Below are 24450 nucleotides of genomic sequence, written 5' to 3' on the forward strand. Positions count from 1 at the left end.
GGCGGGCGACCCGGTACCCAGACTCGATGCCGGCATCGACGTCAGCGCGCCGTCTTGAGCCGGCCGCGCTGGACTTCGAGGTTACGCTCGAACACCAGCCGCAGACCCTGCAAGGTCAGGTGCTGGTCGTAATGGTCGACGGTGTGCAATTCCGGCAGCAGCAGGGGCGCGGTATGCCCGGTAGCCACGATCGCGACATCGTGGTCGACGGAGAAACCGGACACGTCCTCGCGGATGCGGCCTACCAACCCGTCTACCAGCCCGGCGAAGCCGAACACCGCACCGGCTTGCATGCATTCGACGGTGTTCTTGCCAACCACCGAACGTGGGCGGGCAAGTTCAACGCGGCGCAATGCCGCCGAGCGGGCCGCCGCGGCATCGGAAGACACCTGCACCCCGGGCGCGATGGCGCCGCCAAGAAATTCACCCTTGGCCGATACAACATCAACACAGATCGAGGATCCAAAGTCAACGACGATGGCGGCCTTCCGGAACCGGTCATAGGCGGCCAAACAGTTCACGATGCGGTCTGCGCCCACTTCCTTCGGGTTGTCGACGAGCAAAGGGATCCCGGTGCGTACTCCGGGCTCGATCAGCACGTGCGGCACCGACGGCCAGTACTGGTCGAGCATTATCCGCACCTCGTGCAGCACGGACGGGACCGTGGACAAGGCGGCGGTACCGGTGAGCCGCTCGGAATCCTCGCCGATCAGCCCGTCGATCGTCAGTGCCAGTTCGTCGGCGGTGACTTCGGATTCGGTGCGTATCCGCCACTGCTGCACGACCTTTGCGTGCTCTTTCATTCCGGACAGCAGGCCCACAACGGTGTGGGTGTTGCGGACGTCAATCGCCAGCAGCACGGCTATCCCACACCGAGCCGGGGGTCTAGCAGCTCGCCCGCGTTTTCGGGCACAAATGCCGGATCGTGGCCCATGTCGATCGGTTTGTTGTAAGCGTCGACAAACACGATCCGCGGCTGGTATGTGCGGGCCCGGGCGTCGTCCATCGTCGCGTACGCAATCAGAATCACCAGATCCCCCGGATGCACCAAGTGCGCGGCGGCACCGTTGATGCCAATCACACCACTGCCGCGTTCGCCGGTGATCGCGTAGGTGACCAGTCGAGCACCGTTGTCGATATCGACGATGGTTACCTGTTCGCCTTCCAGCAGGTCGGCGGCGTCCATCAAGTCGGCATCGATGGTCACCGAGCCGACGTAGTGCAGGTCGGCGCAGGTCACCGTGGCGCGGTGGATCTTCGACTTCAGCATCGTCCGTAACATCAGTTTCTCCAATGTGATTCGAGGATTGCCCGGTATCCGTCCGGGCGGTCGGTGCCGGCGAAAGTTCCGATTTCAATCGCAATGTTGTCCAGCAGCCTGGTGGTGCCAAGCCGGGCAGCAACCAGCAGCCGACCGGAACCGTTGAGCGGCATCGGGCCAAGCCCGATATCGCGCAGCTCCAGGTAGTCGACCGCCACGCCGGGTGCAGCGTCGAGCACCGCACGGGCGGCATCCAGCGCGGCCTGCGCGCCAGCCGTTGCCGCATGCGCTGCGGCCGTTAGCGCCGCCGAGAGCGCGACGGCCGCCGCACGCTGGGCCGGGTCCAGGTAGCGGTTGCGCGACGACATCGCCAGCCCGTCGGCTTCGCGCACGGTCGGCACGCCGACCACCGCGACATCGAGGTTGAAGTCCGCGACCAGCTGCCGGATCAGCACCAGCTGCTGGTAGTCCTTCTCACCAAAGAACACCCGATCCGGGCGCACGATCTGCAGCAGCTTTAGCACGACCGTCAGCACGCCGGCGAAATGGGTTGGCCGCGGGCCGCCCTCGAGTTCGGCGGCCAACGGACCGGGTTGCACGGTGGTGCGCAGGCCGTCGGGATACATCGCCGCGGTAGTTGGCGTGAAAGCGATTTCCACGCCTTCGGCCCGCAGTTGCGCCAGGTCGTCGTCCGGGGTGCGGGGATAGGCGTCGAGATCTTCCCCGGCACCGAATTGCATCGGGTTGACGAAGATCGACACGACGACGACCGATCCGGGCACCCGCTTGGCCGCACGCACCAACGCGAGGTGGCCTTCGTGCAGCGCACCCATAGTAGGCACCAACATCACTCGCCGGCCGGTGAGTCGCAGTGCGCGACTGACATCGGCGACATCCCCCGGTGCCGAGTACACATTGAGTTCACCGGGATGGAACGCAGGAATCGTCATGCCGTCAAAACCTCGACGACATCCGCGGGGGCGTGTGCGCGCTGCGCGGTCCGCAGCGCGTTTATCCGGTATGCCTGGGCCAGCGCTGCGTCGACGTCCGCGAGGGCCGCCAGATGATCCGCGACCGCTGCCGCATCGCCGCGGGCGACCGGTCCGGTGAGCGCGGCCTGTCCCCGCTGCAGCGTGTTCTCCAGCGCCGCTCTGGCCAGCGGCCCGACGATGCGCTCCACGATCCCGCCCGGCTGGTCGTCGACGGTTTGTTGGCCGAGCAGTTCCCCCCCGCTCAGGGCGGCCCGCAACGCCTCGAGCGCATCGGCCAGCACGGTGACGATGTGGTTGCTCGCATGGGCCAGCGCCGCGTGGTAGAGGATGCGGGCGTCTTCGCGCACACAAAACGGCTCCCCGCCCATCTCAAGAACCAGTGACTGTCCGATCGCATACCCGACGTCGTCGGCCGCGGTGATCCCGAAGCAGGTATCCGGCAGCCGGCTGATGTCCTCGTCGGAGCCGGTGAAGGTCATCGCCGGGTGAATCGCCAATGGTATGCAGCCCTGTTGGGCTAGCGGCGCCAGAATGCCAATCCCGTTAGCTCCGGAGGTGTGCGCCACAATCGTTTGTGGCCGCACCGCCGAGGTGGCTGCCAGGCCGGATACCAGGCCGGCGAGTTCGCTGTCGGTGACCGCCAATAGCAGCAGCTCAGCGCTGGCCGCGACGTCCAGCGGTGGCAGCACCGGGGTATCAGGCAGCCGGCGCTGCGCGCGCCGCCGGGACGCATGAGAGATGGCGCTGCACGCCACCACAACATGGTCGGCGCGCTGCAGCGCGACCCCTAGCGCGGTGCCGACCCGGCCAGCCGAGATGATCCCCACCTTGAGCCTGGCCGGACGCAAACCGTCGAACCGCTCCATAGCAGACGGCCTCACAGGTTTCTTGGTTCGTTCCAGTCCCATGCCCGGGTACCGGACGGTCACCAAGACTGTAGTCGATTTGCACGTCAAGACCCACCCGGGGCACTGCTGATTTGGTCACTACACCAACAGTGTCGGTTGCCGGCGGCAATCGGGCGGGTACACCCTGGCACAAGCGGCGCCGCTATTCACCGCGGCGGCGACGCCGGCCGCCTCCGGTCGACTCGACCTGAAGCCTCGCCATAAGGTCGGCGACCGACTGGCCGCCGGTTAGCGGGTCCCGCGCATGCAAACCACCGGAGTCATCCGGCGGCGTGTCCGCGGTGCGGTGCCGGCGTGTGGGCTCAGCAGGCGGCGGCGGGGCCATTGGAGGTGACGGCGGACGCTCACCCGTCCCGGCACCGGAGCCGCCGATGTCATGGTCGCGGTGCTCCGCCGAATGACGCGACCGGCGACCGGATTCACCGTATTGTGCCGCGAGCTCGACGTAGGCGGGCGGATTGTAGGCCTGGTCTGCTGGGCTGGCATGCCGGGCGCGGCGCCGGCGCCCCGGCGGCGGGGCCGCCGGCGTGGTTTCGGGTTCGACGGATGCCCACTGGCTGCCAGGTGTTTCGGCAGGCAGCCACTGCCCGTGGCTGGTGACCGGCTGCCAGACTGGTCGCTCCTGTTGCGGCGGGAGCGGCGGGGGCCGGTGGCGCGGCTCGAATAACGGCTCAGGTTGCGGCGGTGGCGGAGCCTCATAATGCCGCGGTCCTCCGCTCACCGGTGGTACCCCCACCTCCGGCACATCGATGATCGAGGCCTCGTCGGTGCGGCTGGCGCCATCACCCCCGCGGACCGCCATAACCCGATCGCTGGATACCCAGTCCGCGGGAGGGCTCTCGCCATCGAGGGCACGCGCGGCCCTGGCCTCTTTCTCCACGGTCCCCAGCGCCGGACGGTGCTCGAGGTCGGCGTCGAACAAAATCTCCAGGCTGGTTCGCAGCGCGGCCAGTTCGGCCCGCAGGGCTGCTACCTCGTCGGCGGCCGGAGCGCGCAACTCCGAGGCCAGCTCGCGGCGCAGCTGAGATTCCAGGGTCAGCTCGTACTCCCGGCGCGCCGAAATCTCGCGATCCAACTGAAGGTCATAGACCAGCTTCAGGTCACGCACCCGGGCCTGATCCACGTCGCTTTGCCGGCGGTAAAGCACCGACACAAACGCACCCGCGACCGCCGCCCACAGCGCCAGCAGAACAGCGAGCTTGAGAAGTTCCACGCGATCGGTGAAAACCAATGCGGAACTGGCCCCAATCGCCAGGACCAGCAACGCCGTCAAAAGCACCCAACCCGGCCTGCGGCCGCCGCGCCGGACCCGGGCGCCGCGGGACAGAACGGTCATGGCCTGACTGTACCCGGGCGAGGTCAATCCGCGTGTCGCGCCGGTCCGGCGATTCCCGCATGGCTTAGCCGGGTAGGCAGTTCGGCCAAATTCGCCGCGTAGACAACCCCGCATTCCGGGTCGGCCGCCCGGCCAGCAACGTCGACGACCGACGCCCATCGCCGGTTCGGCCATGGCCGACGCAGCGCGCGGCACCGTCGGGTGTGGGCTAGCTTTCCGCGCCGTCGGCGTGCTCGGTCGGATCCTGCGGAGACTTGCAGCAATGTTGCAGCCAAAGCGCGGCAACCACCAACGCTAGCGCGCTGCCCGCCGCCACCACCGTGCCAGTGGTGTCCTCGGCGGCCGCCCGCAGCCATGACCGCCGCGGCAGGAAGTACGCCAGTACCCCGATCCACCACCCCGTCACCAGCGCACCCACCCAGGCCGAGGCCTTGGCTACCATCAAGCTGCGCGCCACCACAAGCGGGTGCAGCCAGCCGGGCCCGTCTCCGATCTCGCCATCGCTGATCTTGACCCGCACGTAGCGAGCCCACAACGCCTCGGCGACCGCGACCGCGAGCAAGGACAAGCCCGTCCACACCGTGATCGGCGGAAACCACCGGTAAAGCACCGCCACCAACAGATATCCCACCGCCGCGGCGCCGACCACCGCGGCGGTCAGATCACGTTTTCGGGTCGGTCCCATCAGCTTTCCGGTGCCCGACTGACGGGGTGTCTGCTATTCAGATCGAACGACGGCCTAAACAACCGCACACTGTCGCGGTCGGCGGGCTCCAGCTCGGCCAGCAGTCGCGTGACGGGCCGCGGGCACCCGGCAACCGTCAGCTGCGCCGTTGGGTCGACGGCAATCCACGGGATCAACACAAAGGCCCGCAGATGCGCCAGTGGGTGCGGCAGCGTGAGGTGGTTCTCCCGCGCGGTCACTTCGACCAGAGCCTCGGTGGCCGAGGTCTGGTAGCAGGCGATCAGGTCGACGTCGAGATTTCGTGGACCCCAGCGCTGGCCACGCACCCTGCCCGCAGCGCGCTCGAACTCCTGCGCCCGCCGCAGCCACTCCCGCGGTTCGCAGGTAGGATCGTCGGCGATCAGCACCGCATTGAGGAACTGCCCCTGCTCCACCCCACCCCAGGGGTCGGCCTCATATATCGGGGAAGCCGCAATCAACGCATCGCCGAGACCGTCGGCGACCGACCGCAATCGTGCCAGGCGGTCACCCAGGTTGGAGCCAACCGAGAGCACTACCCGCGTCATACCGCGCCGCCCGCCGGGACTACCCAACCGCGGCCGCCGCGCCGTGAGCGTCGGATCACCACCGCCACATCGTCGAACGTCTGCGGAATGGGCGCCTGCGGCTTGTGTACCGCCACCTCAACGGCATGCACTCGCTGGTCGTCCATCACGTGATCAGCGATCTCGGCCCCGACCGTTTCGATCAGCTTCCGCGGGGGTCCGGCGACGATCTCGGCCGCCCGCGAAGCCAGCCGCACGTAGTCATAGGTGTCGGCCAAGTCGTCGCTGTTGGCGGCCTCGGCCAGGTCTATCCACACGGTGACATCGATGACAAACCGCTGCCCGGCCACTCGCTCGTGGTCGTAGACCCCGTGCCGACCATGCACGGTCAGGCCGCGCAGTTCGATTCGGTCAGCCATCGCGTTCTATCCTTTCCGCTCCCATCCACGCTTCGACCACCTTGATGGCATCGACCGAGGCCCGCACATCATGCACCCGCACACCCCAGGCCCCGTGCAGTGCGGCCAGCGCGGAAATCACCGCCGTCGCGGTGTCACGCCCATCGGTTGGCCGCATCACGCCGTCGGGCCCGGCCAACAACGCACCGAGGAAGCGCTTGCGCGAAGCACCCACCAGCACTGGGATTCCGGTCGCGACCAGTTCCGGAAGGGCATGCAAGATCGCCCAATTATGTTGCGCCGTCTTGGCGAATCCAAGCCCGGGATCGAGCACCAGCCTTGCCGGGTCGACGCCTGCGGCCACCGCGTCGGCGACGCTGGCCAGCAGGTCGGCACGGACCTCGGCCACCACGTTGCCGTAGCGCACAGGCACATGCGGGGTATCGGCCGATACCGCCCGCCAGTGCATCAACACCCACGGCACATCGGCCTCGGCCAACAGCGGCCCCATCGCCGGATCGGCCCGCCCACCCGACACGTCGTTGACCATCTGGGCACCGTTCTGCAACGCCGCCCGAGCGACATCCGCGCGCATGGTATCGATGCTGACGGTGATGCCTTGTGCTGCAAGCTCTTTGACGACGGGTATGACACGAGACGTCTCCACCGCCGGGTCAACCCGAGTGGCACCGGGCCGGCTCGACTCACCACCGACGTCGACGATGCCCGCACCTGCGGCTGCCATCGCCAGACCGTGCTTCACCGCATCGTCGAGATCGAGATAACACCCGCCGTCCGAGAAAGAGTCGTCCGTGACGTTTAGAACCCCCATCACCTGCACGGGCGCCGGACTCACTTCCGCAAAATGAGGTCGAGCGCTTCGGCTCGAGAAGCGGCATTGGTTTTGAACAGTCCGCGCACCGCCGACGTAGTGGTGACCGAGCCGGGCTTGCGAACCCCGCGCATCGCCATGCACAGATGCTCAGCCTCGATCACCACGATTACCCCGCGTGGATCGAGTTTTTTCATCAGGGCATCGGCGATCTGACTGGTGAGCCGCTCCTGGACCTGAGGTCGCTTGGCGTACAGATCGACCAGTCGCGCGATCTTTGACAAGCCGGTCACCCTGCCGTCGTCGCCCGGGATGTAGCCGACGTGGGCCACACCGTGGAACGCCACCAGGTGGTGTTCGCAGGTGGAGTACATAGGGATTTCCTTGACCAACACCAGCTCGTCGTGGTCTTCGTCGAACATGGTGTTCAACACCGAGTCGGGGTCGGTGTAGAGCCCGGCGAACATTTCGCGGTATGACCGGGCAACCCGGGACGGGGTGGCTACCAAGCCGTCCCTATCCGGATCCTCGCCGATCGCGTACAGCAATTCGCGCACCGCGGCCTCGGCACGTTGCTGGTCGAACACACGGATACGAGCAGATGCGCTGCGCGAATCCAGCTGCGACATCGAATGCTCCGTTCGTCAGCCGTGGGCCGGCTTGGTCCGACTGACCTCGTCATCCTGCTCCGCCGAGGACTCATCGGAACCCGGATCGGCTTGACCGGTCGGGTAGGGCTGACCCGGATACGTCGGTGCCGGTTCACCGCTATAGCTGGGCCGATGAGATGACCTTGGGGGCCATCCCGGCGCATGCCAGCCCGCCGGGGCACCGTAGTCAGGCTGGGTGGAGCCGTACTGGCGGTCACCGGACCGGTGGGTGCCGGCGGGCGAACCGTTGGCGCCGTGCCCGGTTTGGCCGGCGTCGGACCGGGCGGCCTCAGCGGCTTGGGTAGCCTGCGCAATCGCCGCCTTGAACGCCGGCTCGGGGACCGGCTGGGGCCAAGGTTCGCCGCGTTCGATCGCGAGCTCGCCGGGTGTCTTGATGGGCGGTTTGTCCGACGGGATCCGGCCACCGAAGTCGTCGAACATGGTGAGCCGCGGCCGCTTTTCGACGTCAGCGAAGATGCTTTCCAGCTCGGGTCGGTGCAGGGTCTCCTTTTCCAGCAGCTCGCCGGCCAAAGTGTCCAGCACGTCGCGGTATTCGGTCAGGATTTCCCACGCTTCGGTATGCGCCGCCTCGATAAGCTTGCGGACCTCTTCGTCGATCTCGCGGGCGACCTCGTGGGAGTAGTCCGGCTGGGTGCCCATGGTACGTCCGAGGAACGGGTCGCCGTGTTCGGAGCCGTATTTGACCGCGCCCAGCTTGGAGCTCATTCCAAATTCGGTGACCATTGAGCGCGCTATCTTGGTGGCCTGCTCGATGTCGGACACCGCGCCGGTGGTCGGCTCACGAAACACCAGTTCTTCGGCGGCGCGCCCACCCATCGCGAACACCAGTTGCGCGATCATTTCCGAGCGGGTCCGCAGGCCCTTGTCTTCTTCCGGCACCGCCACCGCGTGCCCGCCGGTACGCCCGCGTGCCAGGATCGTCACCTTATAAATCGGCTCGATATCGGGCATCGCCCAAGCGGCCAGGGTGTGCCCGCCCTCGTGATAGGCGGTGATCTTCTTCTCCTGCTCGCTGATGATCCGGCCTTTGCGGCGCGGGCCGCCGATCACCCGGTCCACCGCTTCCTCGAGGGCGGGACCGGTGATGACGGTGCCGTTCTCCCGGGCGGTCAGCAGCGCCGCCTCGTTGATGACGTTGGCCAGGTCGGCTCCGGTCATGCCGACGGTCCGCTTGGCCAGTCCGTCGAGGTCGGCGTCCGCGGCCATCGGCTTGCCCTTGGAGTGCACGCGCAGCACCGCCCGCCGACCCGCCAGATCGGGGTTGGATACCGGGATCTGGCGGTCGAAGCGGCCCGGCCGCAACAGCGCCGGGTCCAGGATGTCGGGCCGGTTGGTGGCCGCGATCAGGATGACGCCGGCGCGATCGCCAAAACCGTCCATTTCGACTAGCAACTGGTTGAGGGTCTGCTCACGCTCGTCGTGACCGCCGCCCAGCCCGGCGCCTCTTTGTCGGCCGACGGCGTCGATCTCGTCGACGAAGATGATGCACGGGCTGTTCTGCTTGGCCTGCTCGAACAGGTCTCTGACACGGGATGCGCCGACGCCGACGAACATTTCGACGAAGTCGGAGCCGGAGATGGTGAAGAACGGCACTCCGGCTTCGCCGGCCACCGCACGAGCCAGCAACGTCTTACCGGTTCCCGGCGGCCCGTAGAGCAGCACGCCTTTGGGGATCTTGGCGCCCAGCGCTTGGTACCTGCTGGGGTTCTGCAGGAAGTCCTTGATCTCGTAGAGCTCCTCGACCGCCTCGTCGACACCTGCGACGTCGGCGAAGGTGGTCTTGGGCATGTCCTTGCTCAGTTGCTTGGCGCGTGACTTGCCGAACCCGAAGCCCATCCGGGCGCCGCCTTGCATGCGGGAGAACATCACGAACAGCCCCACCAGCAACAGCAGCGGCAGCACGTAGACCAGCAGCTCGCCCAGGATGCTGCCCTGGTTGACGACCGTGCTGACCTTCGCGTTTTTGGCGCTGAGCGCGTTGAACAGGTCGACGGCGTACCCGGTGGGGTACTTGGTGATGACCTTCTCGGACCCGTCGGTCTCGTTGTTACCCTTCTTCAGGATCAGCCGCAGCTGTTGCTCGCGATCGTCGATCTGTGCGCTCTTGACGTTGTCGCCGTTGATCTGTGTTATCGCCACCGAGGTATCAACGGGCTTGTAGCCGCGGGTGTCGTCGCTGAAGTAAAAGAACGACCAGCCGAGCAGCACCACGACGGCGATCGCTGTTATGGTGCGAGTCACGTTTTTCCGGTTCATCGATCATCGGCCGTGCCGGCCAGGTCCTTCCCGATACACGCAGCTGGAAAGTCCAGGTTACCGCTCGTGGCGATCGCAAACCCGGCGGAGCCGGGTGCAGCGGGTCGCCACCATCAGCCCCGTGGCGATCGCAAACCCCGCGCCTGGCGACAATGCGGCCCGCAAAACGGGCCGAGGAGGAGCCAGGCAATCACCCCAGAGCCGGGTGCAGCGGGTCGCCACCATCAGCCCCGTGGCGATCGCAAACCCCGCGCCTGGCGACAATGCGGCCCGCAAAACGGGCCGAGGAGGAGCCAGGCAATCACCCCAGAGCCGGGTGCAGCGGGTCGCCACCATCAGCCCCGTGGCGATCGCAAACCCCGCGCCTGGCGACAATGCGGCCCGCAAAACGGGCCGAGGAGGAGCCAGGCAATCACCCCAGAGCCGGGTGCAGCGGGTCGCCACCATCAGCCCCGTGGCGATCGCAAACCCCGCGCCTGGCGACAATGCGGCCCGCAAAACGGGCCGAGGAGGAGCCAGGCAATCACCCCAGAGCCGGGTGCAGCGGGTCGCCACCATCAGCCCCGTGGCGATCGCAAACCCCGCGCCTGGCGACAATGCGGCCCGCAAAACGGGCCGAGGAGGAGCCAGGCAATCACCCCAGAGCCGGGTGCAGCGGGTCGCCACCATCAGCCCCGTGGCGATCGCAAACCCCGCGCCTGGCGACAATGCGGCCCGCAAAACGGGCCGAGGAGGAGCCAGGCAATCACCCCAGAGCCGGGTGCAGCGGGTCGCCACTGGCTAGACCAACGACCGGTAGTTCCCGACGGCGTCGGAAAATCCGACAGCTGAGCGTTCGGGTCAAACACGCGGTGCACCGGACCTGATTTGGCTCGAATTGGTGCGCACCGAGGGTCGGGCACATCGCTCCGGTCGCATGTGTCACTGCACCGGGCGACACCCGATCTGCCCAGCTCTCAGCGACAGCTGCCTGACCTGCGGTTTTGTTCACAAGTTGGTTGCGGCTGTGCGGGATTGTAGGCGGCGTTGACCGGCAGAAACCGAGTTGTCGCGCATAGGTGAGCACAGCGACCATCGCCCCCGGTGGAGTCCAGTGTTGCGGACGTGACTAAAGAGCAGCACGGGCAGCGGGAGCAGAACTCGGGTCAATTGAGTCATCCAGCGCGCGAACGTGGTTCGGCGCAGCCCCGGTTGGCTGTCTGGGCGTGAAGGTGCTCCCGAGCGGCCGGCCCGCCATGAAGGCGCGCCAAAGCTTTGGCATTGTGCACATTTTCCACCCGTGCTCTATTAATGCTGAGCCGCGAATTGTGAGCCCAGTCGGGAAACACGCGGAGCACCAGAGTCACCGCAGCGGCCGGGGCGGTTCAACTCACCATGGATCGCTCTCGTCGTCTGGTGCTGGACAATCGTCGCTGTAGCGCGTCGCGAACACCTCAGCTTCTGCTGCCGCGGCTTCTTCCGGCGATGGTAACCCCCAGGTTTCGCCCACGGTCTTACGTAGCAGTGCGACGCGGTGTTCATCTGCATCGACCTGTTGACTCATCCTGTCAAGGATGAAGGCGTACTGGGCCGACTGCGCCTTCTGCCGCGCTAGGTCGGCAATCACCAGGATCTCAGAAGCGAGCTGCGACTCACTCATCCAGGCCACCCTGGCCGACAGCTCGACATGGTCAATCCGGCCGTCCATCAGCGTCGATACCGACACCGTGCGTGGGGGATTCGTCACGGTAAAAAGCGCGATCTCTTGTTCGGTGTCCGTCTCCGCCTGACCGTGGGCATTGTCCAGGTCGGGTCCGGTGTCCGGGGTCGCCGCCGACCCGACGCCAATAATCGGATCCGCAGTCCAGCCCTCCGCGCCGTCGGCGCCCCAGAGATCCACGGCGTCGAAATCGTTGCTGTCAAAGTCATTTCCGGGCAAGTCCACCGTCCCTTCGGAATTCATTGCCACCCGGGAAGGGTCGGCCTGGGCAGCTGGCGTGGTCAGTCCGAACAGGTCGTTGGGAAGACGCTGTGGCCTGCACTGCGGGCAGCAAACGTGGTCAGGTAAACAACCCGTCGATAGCCTTGCGCCACGCTTCGTCGGCCTCGCTATATATCTTCGCCGCAATTCGAAGACTTTTGGCGAGATCGACACCGGCCGTATGCAAGGACGAGCCCAGGGCATTGTGGGCAGTCAAGTACACATTTAACGTGTCGTTGAACTGTGAGCAGTACGGACCGTGAGTGATCGCCACAGATTCGCCTAGGCCAGCGGCAGCTTCGACGCCCGAGGAGGCATCGACCGCCGCGTTGTCATGGTGCGACGCCAGTACACCGAGACGCTCGGGCTGGACGGTCAAGTTTTCCGTCATTGATCGTGTCCCTTCCGTTTAGCATTGCGCGTTGTTAGGCGCTGGCTAGCAATGGATTTGGCTCGCCATGCCGTTAGACGACGTTTCGTACCAGCACCTTTTGCCCACCGCCCGCGTCAGCTTCGACTGGCGCGCGCTCGGCGTCTTCAGTGCCCGCCGCCGCGCCTTCCGAGTACTTCTTCGTCGTCGTCCCTTTCGACGCCCCCGAAGAGGGGTGCATGCCGCCCATGCCTACGGGTCCGCCCATACCTTGGGAACCCTGCGCGGAGACCAGCTGCGACTGCCCGCCGACCTGCTCGGCAGCGGCGCCGACCGGGCCATCAGCTCGGGGCCGTAGCGCCTGCCGAGTTGAGGCGGCATGGACCTGAGCCAGGCTCGGCAAGCCCCCAAAACCGGACCCGCCCCCAATGCCGGCCAGGGCGGGCAAGCTGGCTGAGCTCGCCAGGCTATCCGCGTGAGCCAAGCCCGACGATGCGGACAGACCGGCCGCACCGAACAAGCCAGTCACTTGCGACAAGCCGCTGGTCGCGCCGGTCAAGCCGGGGACGCCCGCAAAGAAGGACTCCAGGTTCGACCACCCTCGAGAGAACAGTCCGGTCACCCACCCCGTGAGCTTGTCCCAAAGCTCTTTCAGGCCGTTGAGCGCGTTTGTGATGAACTCCCACACTTCTCCGAGGATGCCCTTGATGATGTCCGCCACATCCGAAATGATGTCCGCAATGGCGGCCGCGACCAACTCCGCCAATTTGGCAAGCAATTTGAGGAGTTGAGTCGCGTTGATCAGCGTTTTCACGACCAAGTAGGCAAGCGCGCCGCCCACTACGGCCATCGCGCCCGCGCAAAACGGCGCCTGGAAGGCGGCCGATAGGGCGTGCCCGACGACCGGGATGTAGGTCAGGTCCACAGCCACCGGGCGCACGAACTCGAGACCTTTCTTGGCGCCCTCCAGGATGTCGCGGGTCGTCTGGACCGCGTTGGCCTGGTCGTGGATCAGGCTGATGAGCTGACGATCGAGGTCTGCCAGTTCCTGGAAAAAATTCACGTGGTTGCGGTTTTTGCCGGCGTATTTGTCCGCGGCCGAACCTAACCAGCCATCACCCGGAAACGCTGCTGCCAGCTCCTCCAGGGCTTTTTCGAAGTACTCTAGTGAGGAGTAAAGGATACCCCCTTGGTTGGGTATTCCAATCCCCAGAAGGTCGTACAAGCCGTCAATGGCACTGATCGTTGGATCGATGATGAACGCTCTGCTCATGCCTGCCGCCTATCTCAACGGTCGTCGATTCCATGCATAGACTTGGTTCTGCATTGCACGCGTAGGGCCTACAGTCTGGCTGTCATGCTTGGCCGATGTCAACAGTTTTTTTCATGCTAAGCAGATCGTCAGTTTTGAGTTCGTGAAGACGGCATGTTCACTTGTTGTCGACTACATCGTCTGCGCACATTTGCCCTCCTGCAACTGCGCTGCGACAATGCGCCAACCGCCGTGTAGGCGGCGCGATCCCAAGGCAGTGTCTCCGACGTCGATGCCTGCGCTTCGCCTTCGATCGGTATGAGATCTGTTGCAGGAGAGTCTATATAGTGTGCTCATGGGGCTAGCCGGCGGCGGCCTCGTGGCGGGCACAATCACCTCGCCGGTGGCGCAATCAGGGCTGTGCTAACCCACCATCACTCACCCGATTCGGCGTCGAAGCGGGGCGCTCTCATGGTTGCGAGGCAAAGCAAATCTCGGTTGTCCTAAATCGCGTCCGCTAAACACCTAGCTAGGCCGATCTGTCATTATCTCCGATCATGTTTGATAAGGCGACGAAAACCGACGATGGAAATCCGTTGCGCTCGGCAAGATCGGCGAAGTATTGCGGCGGCCTTATCTAAACCACTGAAGTTTTAGTAATTATCCGTCCGAGATATCCGAATATAGCGAACACCGGTACCTTGCGAAGAAAAGCCTGAATCTGATGACGCCGATATCCACTCGGGAGTTATCGGGCAACGGAAAGCGAAACGGCCTCCGTCGGAGAGCGACTGGGATAGCCCTGGTTCCGGGTGGTTTGCTATCCCGGGATAACGGCAGTGCTACATGCTCGGACCGATTTGCGATGCATCCCCACCAATGCGGTGTCTCGCCTTAGTAGACACCTGCCGAGGATGGGTTACATGGTGGTCAGCTACTGAGCCAACCGGTCGCACGGCGAGCCGTATCAAGATCACGCCAAGACAGCGGTTAATTCTATCAGCAAATGTTTCTATAGGACTCTATAGCCCGCCTGAGCTATTCCGGTGCTGTCGGCTAAGCCTGTGACCGGTGTCACTGCAGCAAGCCATTTCACCGATTGGCTCACGTTTGGGACCCTCGACTGACTGCGGTTGGTTGACCTGCTGCTTTTGTCCGCGAATTCACCGGAATTTGAACTGGACCTGGCCGGCAATCGTGGGGCAGTCACTGTGAGCTGTAGCCATGCCAGCTGCACAGGAAGTGCGATCCGGACGTCAAGGGAGGCCCGACTGGTCCGGCCGGCCGATCAATGATGCGCGGCAGCACCCGCGACAATCGCCTCTGGCTGCTCCCCAAGCCCTTCTCAGGCCGGTGCCCGGTGTGATTTGGTGAGACGATGGGCGCACCTACCGAACGGTTAGTTGATACCAACGGCGTGCGACTGCGAGTGGTCGAGGCCGGTGAGCCCGGCGCACCCGTGGTGATACTGGCCCACGGCTTTCCCGAACTGGCCTATTCATGGAGACACCAGATTCCTGCGCTTGCCGACGCCGGCTACCACGTGTTGGCTCCCGATCAGCGCGGTTACGGCGGATCGTCTCGCCCAGAGGCGATCGAGGCCTACGACATTCACCGGTTGACCGCTGACCTAGTGGGCCTACTAGATGATGTCGGTGCCGAGCGGGCGGTCTGGGTTGGTCATGACTGGGGTGCCGTGGTGGTGTGGAACGCGCCACTGCTGCACGCTGACCGAGTCGCCGCCGTTGCCGCGTTGAGCGTCCCCGCGCTGCCCCGGGCACAGGTGCCGCCGACGCAAGCGTTCCGCAGCAGGTTTGGGGAGAACTTCTTCTACATCCTTTATTTCCAGGAGCCCGGCATCGCCGACGCCGAACTCAATGGCGACCCGGCCCGCACGATGCGCCGAATGATCGGCGGTCTGCGCCCTCCGGGCGATCAGAGCGCGGCAATGCGTATGCTGGCGCCCGGCCCCGACGGCTTTATCGATCGGCTTCCGGAGCCGGCCGGGTTGCCGGCCTGGATTAGTCAGGAGGAACTCGACCACTACATCGGCGAGTTCACCCGCACCGGTTTCACCGGCGGCCTGAACTGGTACCGCAACTTCGACCGCAACTGGGAGACCACGGCCGACCTCGCCGGCAAGACGATCTCCGTGCCCTCGTTGTTCATTGCGGGCACAGCCGATCCCGTCTTGACGTTCACCCGCACCGACCGCGCTGCGGAGGTGATCTCCGGCCCGTATCGCGAGGTGCTGATCGACGGGGCCGGTCACTGGCTGCAGCAGGAACGTCCCGGTGAGGTGACCGCGGCCCTGCTGGAGTTCCTGACGGGGTTGGAGTTGCGATGAAGGCACCGTCGCGTTTTGGCGTTTTCATCACGCCATTCCATCCGACCGGTCAATCCCCGACCGTGGCGTTGCAATACGACATGGAGCGCGTCGTTGCGCTGGACCGGCTCGGCTACGACGAGGCGTGGTTTGGCGAACACCACTCCGGTGGCTACGAGCTGATCGCTTGCCCGGAGGTGTTTATCGCGGCCGCAGCGGAACGGACCACCCACATCCGGCTAGGTACCGGAGTGGTTTCGCTGCCCTACCATCATCCGCTAATGGTGGCCGACCGTTGGGTGCTGCTGGATCACCTGACCCGTGGGCGGGTCATGTTCGGCACCGGCCCCGGCGCGCTGCCGTCGGACGCCTACATGATGGGCATCGATCCGGTCGAGCAGCGACGAATGATGCAGGAGTCCCTCGAGGCGATTCTCGCGCTGTTCCGTGCCGCACCTGACGAGCGAATCGACCGCCACTCCGACTGGTTCACCCTGCGTGAAGCGCAATTGCACATCCGCCCCTACACCTGGCCGTACCCCGAAATCGCTACCGCAGCCATGATTTCGCCATCGGGTCCGCGACTGGCCGGTGCGCTGGGCACGTCGCTGTTATCACTGTCGATGTCAGTGCCCGGCGGCTACGCTGCGCTGGAAACAGCGTGGGGCGTGGTGCGGGAGCAGGCCGCCAAAGCTGGGCGGGGCGAGCCGGATCGCGCCGATTGGCGGGTGTTGAGCATCATGCACTTGTCGGACAGCCGCGACCAGGCGATCGACGACTGCACTTACGGGTTACCCGACTTCTCGAGGTACTTCGGCGCGGCAGGGTTTGTCCCGTTGGCGAACACCGTGGAAGGCACCCAGTCGTCTCGGGAATTCGTCGAGCAATACGCGGCCAAGGGAAATTGCTGCATCGGCACGCCCGATGACGCGATCGCCCACATTGAAGACTTGCTGCACCGGTCGGGTGGCTTCGGAACGTTGCTACTGCTCGGCCACGACTGGGCCCCGCCACCGGCAACCTTTCACTCCTATGAGCTGTTCGCCCGTGCTGTGATTCCTTATTTCAAGGGACAACTCGCGGCGCCGCGGGCGTCGCACGAATGGGCTAGAGGCAAGCGCGACCAATTGATTGGCCGCGCCGGCGAAGCGGTCGTCAAAGCCATCACCGAGCACGTCGCCGAACAAGGGGAAGCGGGCAGCTGACGCGGGCGCAGTGTTCCCGACGACGACATGCCCGTGTATCGGGCGCCAAAGTCGACGCTGATCGGCCCGCCCTGCGCGGACCCAACTTAGGACCCGGGTTAGGCCCAGCTGGAGCCGACGGCGCTGTCGGTTTGTGCCATGTTGTTGCCGGCAGCCTGCACCTTCTGCCCGTGGGCGTTGGCCTGCTCGTAGATCACCTGGAAGTTACGGCCCAACTGGGTAATGAACCCCTGGCAGGCCGCCGAACCGGCGCCGCCCCAAAAGTCACTCGCGGTCAACACATCAGAAATGATGGCCTGATGCTCGGCCTCCAGCAACCCGGCCAGAGCGCGGATCATGGCGCCATGAGCGTCGACGTCCCCGAATTGATAGTTGATGGTCATGTGTCCTCCTGAGTCGTCGGGCCGGGTCAGCTGCTGAGGATCTGCTGGGAGGCCTGCTCTTGCTGTTCGTAGTTGTTGGCGTCGCGAACCAGCCCGTCACGCACCCCGTGCAGCATGTTCACGATGTTGCGAAACGCCTGATTCATCTGGGTCATGGTGTCTAGCGAGGTCGCCTCGGCCATGCCACTCCAGCCCGCGCCGGAAATGTTTTGCGCGGACGCCCACATCCGGCGAGCCTCGTCCTCCACCGTCTGGGCGTGCACCTCAAAACGGCCCGCCATGTCCCGCATCGCGTGCGGATCCGTCATAAAACGCGAGGTCATATGAATTCCTCCCTTTGAATCGTCGAATTCGATCCTCGATCAACGAACGTAGTTGGTCATCCGCCAGCCGGCGGTTGGGCGATCACGGTCGGCTTGAATCCGTATCGAGGGGCAGCGAAGTTGTTAAACGCACGTCCGGCACCGCTACCCATGAGCGGCATCCCGCCAAACGCGTGTGTCGAACCTTCAGCGGCGGCCGCGGCTCCGAGGCCGTTGGACGCCGCCAGCACCGCGGGGCTCGCCGCCGGGGTCGTGGCGGTCCAAACGGCCGGAACCTTCAATCCCCCGACCGACGCCGCCTGACCGACGGCGCCCGCAACGCCGCTCAGGCCAGCACTCGGAATGGCCGGAACGGCGGCCGGCAACGCCTTGGCGGCCTCACCGGCGGCTTTGGCGCCTTCACTCGCCCACTTCGGCAGGTCGTGCGCCAGGCCAAAGTAGTCCTTGAATTGGGTGACCATGAGCCGAGCGGGCGAGACCCATTTGCCGAACGTGTCCATGGCCACGCTGGCATCAAGTTCTGCCGACCCGGTCACACCCTGCACAAAGTCGCCAAGCACTCCGCCCACGATGAGCCCGCTACCGTCCGAGGACCAGGTGTGCCCGGTCAAACCGAGCGCCTTGCCAAGGTCGGTGAGCCAAGGCGGTTCATTGGTGAAGATTCCGCTAAGCCCAAACAACGCTTTAGGAATGTCGGTGAGTGCTTGCGCATTTGCGGCCCCGCTGACAGCTTGTCCGACAGATGCGGCCTGGCTGGCCAGCCCGGCCGGGTTGATGGTCTGCGCCGCCGGATTGAATGGCGACAACTGCGTCGCCGCCGCCGACGCGCCAGCATAGCCGTACATCGCGGCCGCATCCTGGGCCCACATCTCGGCGTATTGCGCCTCGGTGGCCGCGATCGCCGCCGTGTTCTGGCCAAGGAAGTTCGTCGCCAGCAACGCCATCAACAACGCCCTGTTGGCCGCGATCTCCGGGGGCGGCACGGTCGCGAAAAACGCCGCCTCATAAGCACTCGCCGCTGCCACCGCTTGGCTGCCGGCTTGCTCGGCCTGCCCGGCGGTGCTCCTCAACCACGCCACCTGGGGCGTGGCGGCAGCCACCATGGACGCCGCGGAGGACCCCTGCCATGGCCCGTCGGCCAGGCCAGTGATCAGAGCGTCGTAGGTGGACGCCGTGGTTTGCAACTCGGCGGCCAGCGCCTCCCAGGCCGCCGCGGCAGCCAGCATCGGTCCCGAACCGGGTCCGGCGTACATCAGCGCGGAGTTGACCTCCGGCGGTAACTGAGCAAAGTCCAGCATCGGCCTCTCCTAAGCGATCGTGGCGGCGTTGGCAGCCTCGGTGGCCGCATATGAACCGGCGCTGATGCCCAGCGTGGTCGCCAACTGCTCCTGGACCGCCATCGCCTCGGCACTAATCGCCTGGTACAGCTGTGCATGCGCGGCAAACTGGGAGGCGGTTAGCAGGGACACCAAATCAGCGGCGGCCGGAACCACACCCGTCGTCGGGCCCGCCACCGCTGCATTTCCGGCCCGCGCAACGGCGTTGATCGACTGCAGTTCCCCCGCGGTCGCAGCCAGCATCTCTGGCTCGGCGTGCATGATCGACATGGTATTTTCCTCCCTCTAATGCGCGTTGCATCAATAGCTTTCGGCGTTCCCCGCTGAAGACCACACGACAGGCTAGCCATCCTTATAGGAACATCACAGACTTCACACAGGTTGTTCACGGCTAAGTCAATAACAATTCATTTACTTCAAGGGCATTTCCGTAGCTTTTGAAATTCCCCTGAAATTCATTGGTAACAAGTAATTTGAGTTTGGTATGAATTTCGGGGTACTGGCATCGACGGGCCCTACAATGCGCAACTTGCGCACACCACGCCACGCTGAAGCAACCGTCGACCGATTCAACGGCGCAGGCGCTAGGGTCCCAGGCATGATCCGATTGGTCCGTCATTCGATCGCCCTGGTGGCCGCCGGCCTTGCCGCCGCATTGTCGGGGTGCGATTCCCACAACTCGGGATCGCTCGGTGCCGATCCGCGGCAGGTGACCGTGTTCGGATCCGGGCAAGTGCAGGGTGTGCCGGACACGTTGATCGCTGACGTCGGCATTCAGGTCACCGCGGCCGACGTCACCAGCGCGATGAACCAGACCAATGATCGCCAGCAAGCGGTGATCGATGCACTGGTGGGTGCCGGCCTGGACCGCAAGGACATCCGCACCACCAGGGTCACCGTGGCACCGCAGTACAGCAATCCGGAGCCGGCCGGAACCGCCACCATCACCGGGTATCGGGCAGACAACGACATCGAGGTGAAGATCCACCCGACCGACGCCGCGTCGCGGCTGCTGGCCCTCGTCGTCAGCACCGGCGGTGACGCCACCCGGATCAGCTCGGTCAGCTACTCGATTGGCGACGACTCGCAGCTGGTGAAGGATGCCCGGGCGCGCGCCTTCCAAGACGCCAAGAACCGTGCGGACCAGTACGCACAACTGTCGGGGCTGCGGCTAGGCAAGGTGATCTCGATCTCCGAGGCATCTGGCGCCGCGCCCACGCACGAGGCGCCGGCGCCGCCGCGCGGCCTATCCGCGGTGCCGCTGGAACCCGGCCAGCAGACGGTGGGCTTCTCGGTCACGGTGGTCTGGGAACTGACCTAGCCGCCTACTGATAGACCCTGGGGTCCAGCGTCCCGATGTATGACAGGTCACGGTAGCGTTCGTCGTAGTCCAGGCCGTAGCCCACGACGAAGTCGTTGGGAATGTCGAAACCCACGTACGCGATTTCGACGTTGGCGTGCACCGCATCGGGCTTGCGCAGCAGCGTGCACACCCGCAATGACCGCGGATTCCGGCTCGTCAGGTTCCGCGACAACCACGAAAGCGTAAGGCCGGAGTCGACGACGTCCTCGACGATCAGCACGTCGCGGCCGTGGATGTCGCGGTCGAGGTCCTTGAGGATCCGCACCACGCCCGACGAGGATGTCGATGACCCATACGAACTCACCGCCATGAACTCGAACTGGGTCGGCACGGGAATCGCTCGCGCCAGGTCGGTGACGAAGAGCACCGCGCCCTTCAGCACGGTGATCAGCAGCAGATCCTGGCCGGTGGTAGCGGACAGCTCGCGGTAGTCGTTGCCGATCTGCTCGCCGAGCTCGGCGATGCGGGCCTGAATCTGCTCGGCCGTGAGCAGCACCGACTTGATGTCCCCCGGATAAAGCTCCGCCGTCTGCCCGGGGGTGATCGCCGAGGAGCTCTGGGTCACGTGCACAGCGTGCCACGCCGCGGGACCAACGACCAACGCGGGCGTCAAACGGGCTCGCGCCGCAACACAAGTACGCCGTCGCGCCGCCCGGCGACCAGTCGCTGACCGCGCAACGTGGACCCAACCGCTACCCCGCCCTGACCGCGCCACGCGGTGACCAGCCGGTCCACTCCGCGGATCTGCCTGTCGGTCAGTCCGGTCGCGCCGCCGGCCAGCAGCCAGCCCCGAATCACCCGGCGCCGCACCGCATCCGGCAGCGCGGTCAAGGCGCTGGTACTCAACTCCTGTCCCCGTGAGCCAGCAACAGCGGCTCCGGGCAGCGCCTGCGCAGCGATCGTGTCGATGAGGTCAGTGTCCTCGCGCAACGCTGTCGCGGTGCGAGCCAGCGCTTCGGCCACACCTCCGCCCAGCACTTCCTCCAGCAGTGGCAGCACTTCGGTGCGCAATCGGGTTCGGGTGAAGCGGCGGTCGGTGTTGTGCGGATCCTGCCAGGCGGTCAGGCCCAGCTCCCGGCAGGCCGCATGTGTCACGCTGCGGCGCACCCCCAGCAGCGGCCGGCACCAGGGCGGATCGTACGGACGCATGCCGGCGATCGACCGGGCCCCCGAACCACGGCCAAGCCCCAACAACACTGTCTCGGCCTGATCATCGAGCGTATGGGCCAACAGCACCGGGCCATCGCGGTGCTCCTCCAATGCCGAGTAGCGGGCGCTGCGCGCCGCCGCCTCCCGGCCGCCGGCCGCGCCCACCTGAACGCAAAGCACCCGCGCGTCCACACATCCCAGCGAAATCGCTTGTATGCGAGCTGTTTCCGCGACCGTGGCCGAGCCGGGCTGCAGACCGTGGTCCACGATCAGTGCGGTGGTGGGCCACAGCCGTGCGGCTACAGCGGTGAGCGCCAACGAGTCCGGGCCGCCGGAGAGCCCCACGCTCCAACGGTCGCAGGCGTCGAGATGGACCCGAGCGAACTGCTCCGCAGCCGCACGCAGCTGCGCTACAGCACTCTGTCGATCCATCGCTGCGGGTTTTCGATCTCGGCAGGCAACGGCAGCGTCTCGGGGCCCGACCAGATCGTGTTGAACAGCTTCATTCCCGCCCGGTCGACCACATGGTCGACGAATGCCTTGCCTCGGGTGTACTGGCTGAGCTTGGCGTCGAAGCCCAGCAGAGCTCGCACCAGCCGCTGCAGCGGCGGCTGTTTGTGATGACGACGGTCGTCGAAGCGGCGGCGGATGGTGGCCACCGAGGGCACCACCATCGGCCCGACCGCATCCATCACATGCTCGGCATGGCCTTCCAGCAGCGTGCCAAGTACCAGCAGCTGGTCTAAGGCCTTACGTTGCGGCTCGGATTGCACGGCTCGCACCAGGCCCAGAATGCCCGACGGGTTGACCTCGGAATCGTCGGTACCGTGTCCACGGCTGCGGATGAAGTCCGCCAGCCGGCTCACCACCCGCCCGATGTCGTCAACGGGTTCGAAGGTCAACAGGTTTAGCGCCTGCGACATGTAGCCGGACAGCCAGGGGTTGGCGGTGAACTGGACTCGGTGGGTGACCTCGTGCAGGCACACCCACAACCGGAAATCGGACGGCTCGACCCGCAGTTGACGCTCGACGGCGATCACATTGGGATATACCAGCAGCAAGCAGCCTTCTCCGGCGGCTCCGAACGGGTCGTACTGGCCGAGGATGCCCGAGGCCACAAACGCCAGCACGGCACCGGTCTGCGCACCGGTGATCCGACCGGTGAGAAACCCCCGCGGTTTGGCGCTTCCGTGCGTCATCGCCCGCATCGATTCGGCGGCCGAGCGAATCCACGCCGGCCGGTCGACGACACGGGCCGGCGGCACCACACCGTCGGCGATCAGACCGGTGACGTCGCGCACCGGCGGTTCGGCCTTCTCCGCCGCGACGGTCAGCTCGTCGATCACCTGGCGACGGGTGTATTCGGTGGACGGCGGAGCGGGCCGGGCCAGCCGCTCCCCGACGCTGGCCGCAAATTCCCAATCGACCGTGTTCCCCAGTGTCAGCTCGGACGCTCCGGTCACGTCGTGCACCCGCAGAACCACAACTTAGTGGCCAGAGCGTCCATCGCGTTGCGACCGTTGGGACCGGCTTCGTTGGAGATGAACGCGAAGGTGAGCACTCGGCCGCTACGGTCGGTGAGCACCCCGACTAGCGAGTTGATCGCGGTCAGCGAGCCGGTCTTGGCCCGCAACCACCCGGCCGGACCCTGGTCGGTGGCCGCGTCGAGGAAGCGCTCGCCCAGCGTGCCACTGCCACCGGCGATCGGTAGCAGATCCAGCAGCGGCCGCAACGCGGGCTGGTCGGGTCCAGCCGCGGCCTGCATCGTTGCATCGAGCGTCCGAGCGGTCAGGCGGTTGTCGAGCGACAATCCACTAGAATCCACCAGCGCAGCGCCGGCGGTGTCGATGTGTGCGGTGTTCAATCGGCTGGTCACCGCGTCGACCGCGCCACTAAAGCTCTGCGGCCGGTTGATCGCGACCGCTACCTCGCGGCCGATGCACTCGGCCATCACATTGTCGGAGGCGTTCATCATCTGAGACAGTCGCTGGATCAACGGCGCCGACTGCACCACGGCCAGCTGCCGCGCGCCGGCCGGAGCCGATGCGATCGTCACCGCCGCGGGGTCCAGGCCAAGGGCTTTGGCCAACTCCCGACCGGCATCCAGCGCCGGGGTGCGGGACCGTCTCGAATTGACGGTGGTCGGCTGGATACGCCCGGCGTCGATCATCGCCGCTTCGATCGGCGCGATGTCACCGTTGTCGATATCGGCCGGATCCCAACCCGGCGCCATCGTCGGACCGCTAAACGCCGAAGCGTCCACCTGCACGGCGGTGGGCGTCACACCGCTGCGGCGAATTTGTTCGACGAGGTCACCGATGCGAGCCGCGCCGTGATACCAGGTGTCCTGACCGGGCGGCGCTGCCGACAGCGTCGGATCGCCCGCGCCCACCAACACGACAGGTCCCTGGGGGTTCTGGCCGCCGGCCACCACCCGCGTGCTGATCCGGGCCTGTCGGTCCAGTGTCAGCAGAGCCGCCGCCGCCGTCAGGATTTTGTTGGTCGAAGCCGGCACCAAGGGCACGTCGTCTAGCCGCTGCCAAAGTTCTTGTCCGGTCAGGGCATCGGTGATCCGACCTGCTAACTTGCCCAGATCAGGATCGGCCGCCACCACCGCAAGCGCCGCGGTCACGCCAGCGGCACTCGGTGTCGCAGCGGTGTCCGCCACAGGGACCACTCCCGCCTTGACTGTGGGTGGCCGCGGTGGAGGCACAGGTGCGCGCACGCCAGCCCGGTGACCACCAGTAGTGACCAGCGCTGCGGCCGCCACCACAACGGCGACAAACGCCAGCACGGCCGCGCCGACGACCACGTGCGTGGATTTCCGCCAGCGTGTGGGACCCATGAGCTCTCCTGCCTTTCCGGTCCCATTCTGCCGAACCGGCAGGGCGACGCTGC

The 24450-nt window shown here is 65.7% G+C and carries 26 protein-coding genes; 3 read left to right on the top strand and 23 right to left on the bottom strand.

Annotation, left to right across the window (positions count from 1 at the left end; translation table 11 throughout):
* Positions 1-41: 41 nt before the first annotated feature.
* The 15 genes from FF952_RS18955 to espA form a co-directional block, all read right to left on the bottom strand.
* The gene (locus FF952_RS18955) at positions 42-860 is read right to left on the bottom strand and encodes a type III pantothenate kinase (RefSeq protein WP_003419517.1); all 819 of its coding nucleotides are present in this window, start codon (positions 858-860) and stop codon (positions 42-44) included.
* Positions 861-862: 2 nt separating this feature from the next.
* The gene (panD, locus tag FF952_RS18960) at positions 863-1282 is read right to left on the bottom strand and encodes an aspartate 1-decarboxylase (RefSeq protein ID WP_003419523.1); all 420 of its coding nucleotides are present in this window, start codon (positions 1280-1282) and stop codon (positions 863-865) included.
* A complete protein-coding gene (gene panC / locus FF952_RS18965; protein WP_003419526.1) occupies positions 1282-2211 on the bottom strand; it encodes a pantoate--beta-alanine ligase in 930 nt (309 codons plus the stop codon). Before panC ends, panD begins: the two co-directional genes overlap by 1 nt.
* Positions 2208-3119 (bottom strand): Rossmann-like and DUF2520 domain-containing protein, encoded by a 912-nt coding sequence (locus FF952_RS18970; protein WP_003419533.1) that lies wholly within the window; start codon positions 3117-3119, stop codon positions 2208-2210. The genes panC and FF952_RS18970 overlap by 4 nt, the downstream gene beginning before the upstream one ends.
* Before the next feature lie 184 nt (positions 3120-3303).
* Positions 3304-4497 carry a DUF6779 domain-containing protein gene (locus FF952_RS18975; protein WP_003899595.1) on the bottom strand — a complete coding sequence of 398 codons (1194 nt, stop codon included), beginning with the start codon at positions 4495-4497 and terminating at the stop codon, positions 3304-3306.
* Between the two features lie 208 nt (positions 4498-4705).
* Complete coding sequence (locus FF952_RS18980) at positions 4706-5182, bottom strand: DUF3180 domain-containing protein (RefSeq protein ID WP_003419535.1); 477 nt, start codon at positions 5180-5182, stop codon at positions 4706-4708.
* Entirely contained in the window at positions 5182-5748 is a 567-nt protein-coding gene (gene folK, locus FF952_RS18985; protein ID WP_003419536.1) for a 2-amino-4-hydroxy-6-hydroxymethyldihydropteridine diphosphokinase, read from the bottom strand. The genes FF952_RS18980 and folK overlap by 1 nt, the downstream gene beginning before the upstream one ends.
* Complete coding sequence (gene folB / locus FF952_RS18990; protein ID WP_003419537.1) at positions 5745-6146, bottom strand: dihydroneopterin aldolase; 402 nt, start codon at positions 6144-6146, stop codon at positions 5745-5747. The genes folK and folB overlap by 4 nt, the downstream gene beginning before the upstream one ends.
* A complete protein-coding gene (gene folP, locus FF952_RS18995; RefSeq protein ID WP_003899596.1) occupies positions 6139-6981 on the bottom strand; it encodes a dihydropteroate synthase in 843 nt (280 codons plus the stop codon). The genes folB and folP overlap by 8 nt, the downstream gene beginning before the upstream one ends.
* A complete protein-coding gene (gene folE / locus FF952_RS19000; RefSeq protein WP_003899597.1) occupies positions 6978-7586 on the bottom strand; it encodes a GTP cyclohydrolase I FolE in 609 nt (202 codons plus the stop codon). The genes folP and folE overlap by 4 nt, the downstream gene beginning before the upstream one ends.
* A gap of 15 nt (positions 7587-7601) precedes the next feature.
* Positions 7602-9884, bottom strand: a complete 2283-nt coding sequence (gene ftsH, locus FF952_RS19005; RefSeq protein ID WP_003419543.1) for an ATP-dependent zinc metalloprotease FtsH — start codon at positions 9882-9884, stop codon at positions 7602-7604.
* 1108 nt (positions 9885-10992) lie between these two features.
* Complete coding sequence (locus FF952_RS19015) at positions 10993-11154, bottom strand: hypothetical protein (protein ID WP_003902532.1); 162 nt, start codon at positions 11152-11154, stop codon at positions 10993-10995.
* Positions 11155-11253: 99 nt separating this feature from the next.
* Complete coding sequence (gene espD, locus FF952_RS19020) at positions 11254-11808, bottom strand: type VII secretion system ESX-1 target EspD (RefSeq protein ID WP_003419545.1); 555 nt, start codon at positions 11806-11808, stop codon at positions 11254-11256.
* A 115-nt stretch (positions 11809-11923) separates the two neighbouring features.
* A complete protein-coding gene (gene espC / locus FF952_RS19025; protein ID WP_003899599.1) occupies positions 11924-12235 on the bottom strand; it encodes a type VII secretion system ESX-1 filament-forming target EspC in 312 nt (103 codons plus the stop codon).
* 73 nt (positions 12236-12308) lie between these two features.
* On the bottom strand, positions 12309-13487 hold the full coding sequence (espA, locus tag FF952_RS19030; RefSeq protein ID WP_003419551.1) for a type VII secretion system ESX-1 target EspA: 1179 nt from the start codon (positions 13485-13487) through the stop codon (positions 12309-12311).
* A gap of 1357 nt (positions 13488-14844) precedes the next feature.
* On the opposite strand from espA, the gene ephA reads away from it, so the two are divergent.
* Positions 14845-15813, top strand: coding sequence for an epoxide hydrolase EphA (gene ephA / locus FF952_RS19035; protein WP_003899600.1), 969 nt, complete (start codon positions 14845-14847; stop codon positions 15811-15813).
* Positions 15810-16997, top strand: coding sequence for an LLM class flavin-dependent oxidoreductase (locus FF952_RS19040; RefSeq protein WP_003902667.1), 1188 nt, complete (start codon positions 15810-15812; stop codon positions 16995-16997). Before ephA ends, FF952_RS19040 begins: the two co-directional genes overlap by 4 nt.
* Before the next feature lie 98 nt (positions 16998-17095).
* On the opposite strand, the gene esxL is transcribed toward FF952_RS19040, so the two are convergent.
* From esxL to FF952_RS19060, 4 genes are read right to left on the bottom strand one after another with little or no spacing between them, the layout of a single operon-like run.
* Positions 17096-17380: a type VII secretion system ESX-5 protein EsxL gene (gene esxL / locus FF952_RS19045; protein WP_003900722.1), complete on the bottom strand. Its 285-nt coding sequence runs from the start codon at positions 17378-17380 to the stop codon at positions 17096-17098.
* A 26-nt stretch (positions 17381-17406) separates the two neighbouring features.
* Positions 17407-17703 (bottom strand): type VII secretion system protein EsxW, encoded by a 297-nt coding sequence (esxW, locus tag FF952_RS19050; protein WP_003899603.1) that lies wholly within the window; start codon positions 17701-17703, stop codon positions 17407-17409.
* A gap of 56 nt (positions 17704-17759) precedes the next feature.
* A complete protein-coding gene (locus tag FF952_RS19055; protein ID WP_003900723.1) occupies positions 17760-19001 on the bottom strand; it encodes a PPE family protein in 1242 nt (413 codons plus the stop codon).
* A 9-nt stretch (positions 19002-19010) separates the two neighbouring features.
* The gene (locus FF952_RS19060; protein ID WP_003899605.1) at positions 19011-19310 is read right to left on the bottom strand and encodes a PE family protein; all 300 of its coding nucleotides are present in this window, start codon (positions 19308-19310) and stop codon (positions 19011-19013) included.
* A gap of 328 nt (positions 19311-19638) precedes the next feature.
* On the opposite strand from FF952_RS19060, the gene FF952_RS19065 reads away from it, so the two are divergent.
* Complete coding sequence (locus FF952_RS19065) at positions 19639-20361, top strand: SIMPL domain-containing protein (RefSeq protein ID WP_003899606.1); 723 nt, start codon at positions 19639-19641, stop codon at positions 20359-20361.
* A 4-nt stretch (positions 20362-20365) separates the two neighbouring features.
* Here the strand turns inward: FF952_RS19065 and hpt are convergent, their stop codons facing one another.
* The 4 genes from hpt to dacB are packed head-to-tail and all read right to left on the bottom strand — an operon-like array spanning position 20366 to position 24397.
* Complete coding sequence (gene hpt, locus FF952_RS19070; protein WP_003419558.1) at positions 20366-21016, bottom strand: hypoxanthine phosphoribosyltransferase; 651 nt, start codon at positions 21014-21016, stop codon at positions 20366-20368.
* Positions 21013-21984, bottom strand: coding sequence for a tRNA lysidine(34) synthetase TilS (gene tilS / locus FF952_RS19075; RefSeq protein ID WP_003905118.1), 972 nt, complete (start codon positions 21982-21984; stop codon positions 21013-21015). Before tilS ends, hpt begins: the two co-directional genes overlap by 4 nt.
* Positions 21963-23015 (bottom strand): Rv3626c family coenzyme F420 biosynthesis-associated protein, encoded by a 1053-nt coding sequence (locus FF952_RS19080; RefSeq protein WP_003419571.1) that lies wholly within the window; start codon positions 23013-23015, stop codon positions 21963-21965. The genes tilS and FF952_RS19080 overlap by 22 nt, the downstream gene beginning before the upstream one ends.
* Positions 23012-24397, bottom strand: a complete 1386-nt coding sequence (gene dacB / locus FF952_RS19085) for a D-alanyl-D-alanine carboxypeptidase/D-alanyl-D-alanine endopeptidase (RefSeq protein ID WP_003902671.1) — start codon at positions 24395-24397, stop codon at positions 23012-23014. Before dacB ends, FF952_RS19080 begins: the two co-directional genes overlap by 4 nt.
* Positions 24398-24450 lie beyond the last annotated feature (53 nt).

Source organism: Mycobacterium tuberculosis complex sp. N0072 (assembly GCF_030323725.1).
Taxonomy (GTDB): Bacteria; Actinomycetota; Actinomycetes; order Mycobacteriales; family Mycobacteriaceae; genus Mycobacterium; species Mycobacterium tuberculosis.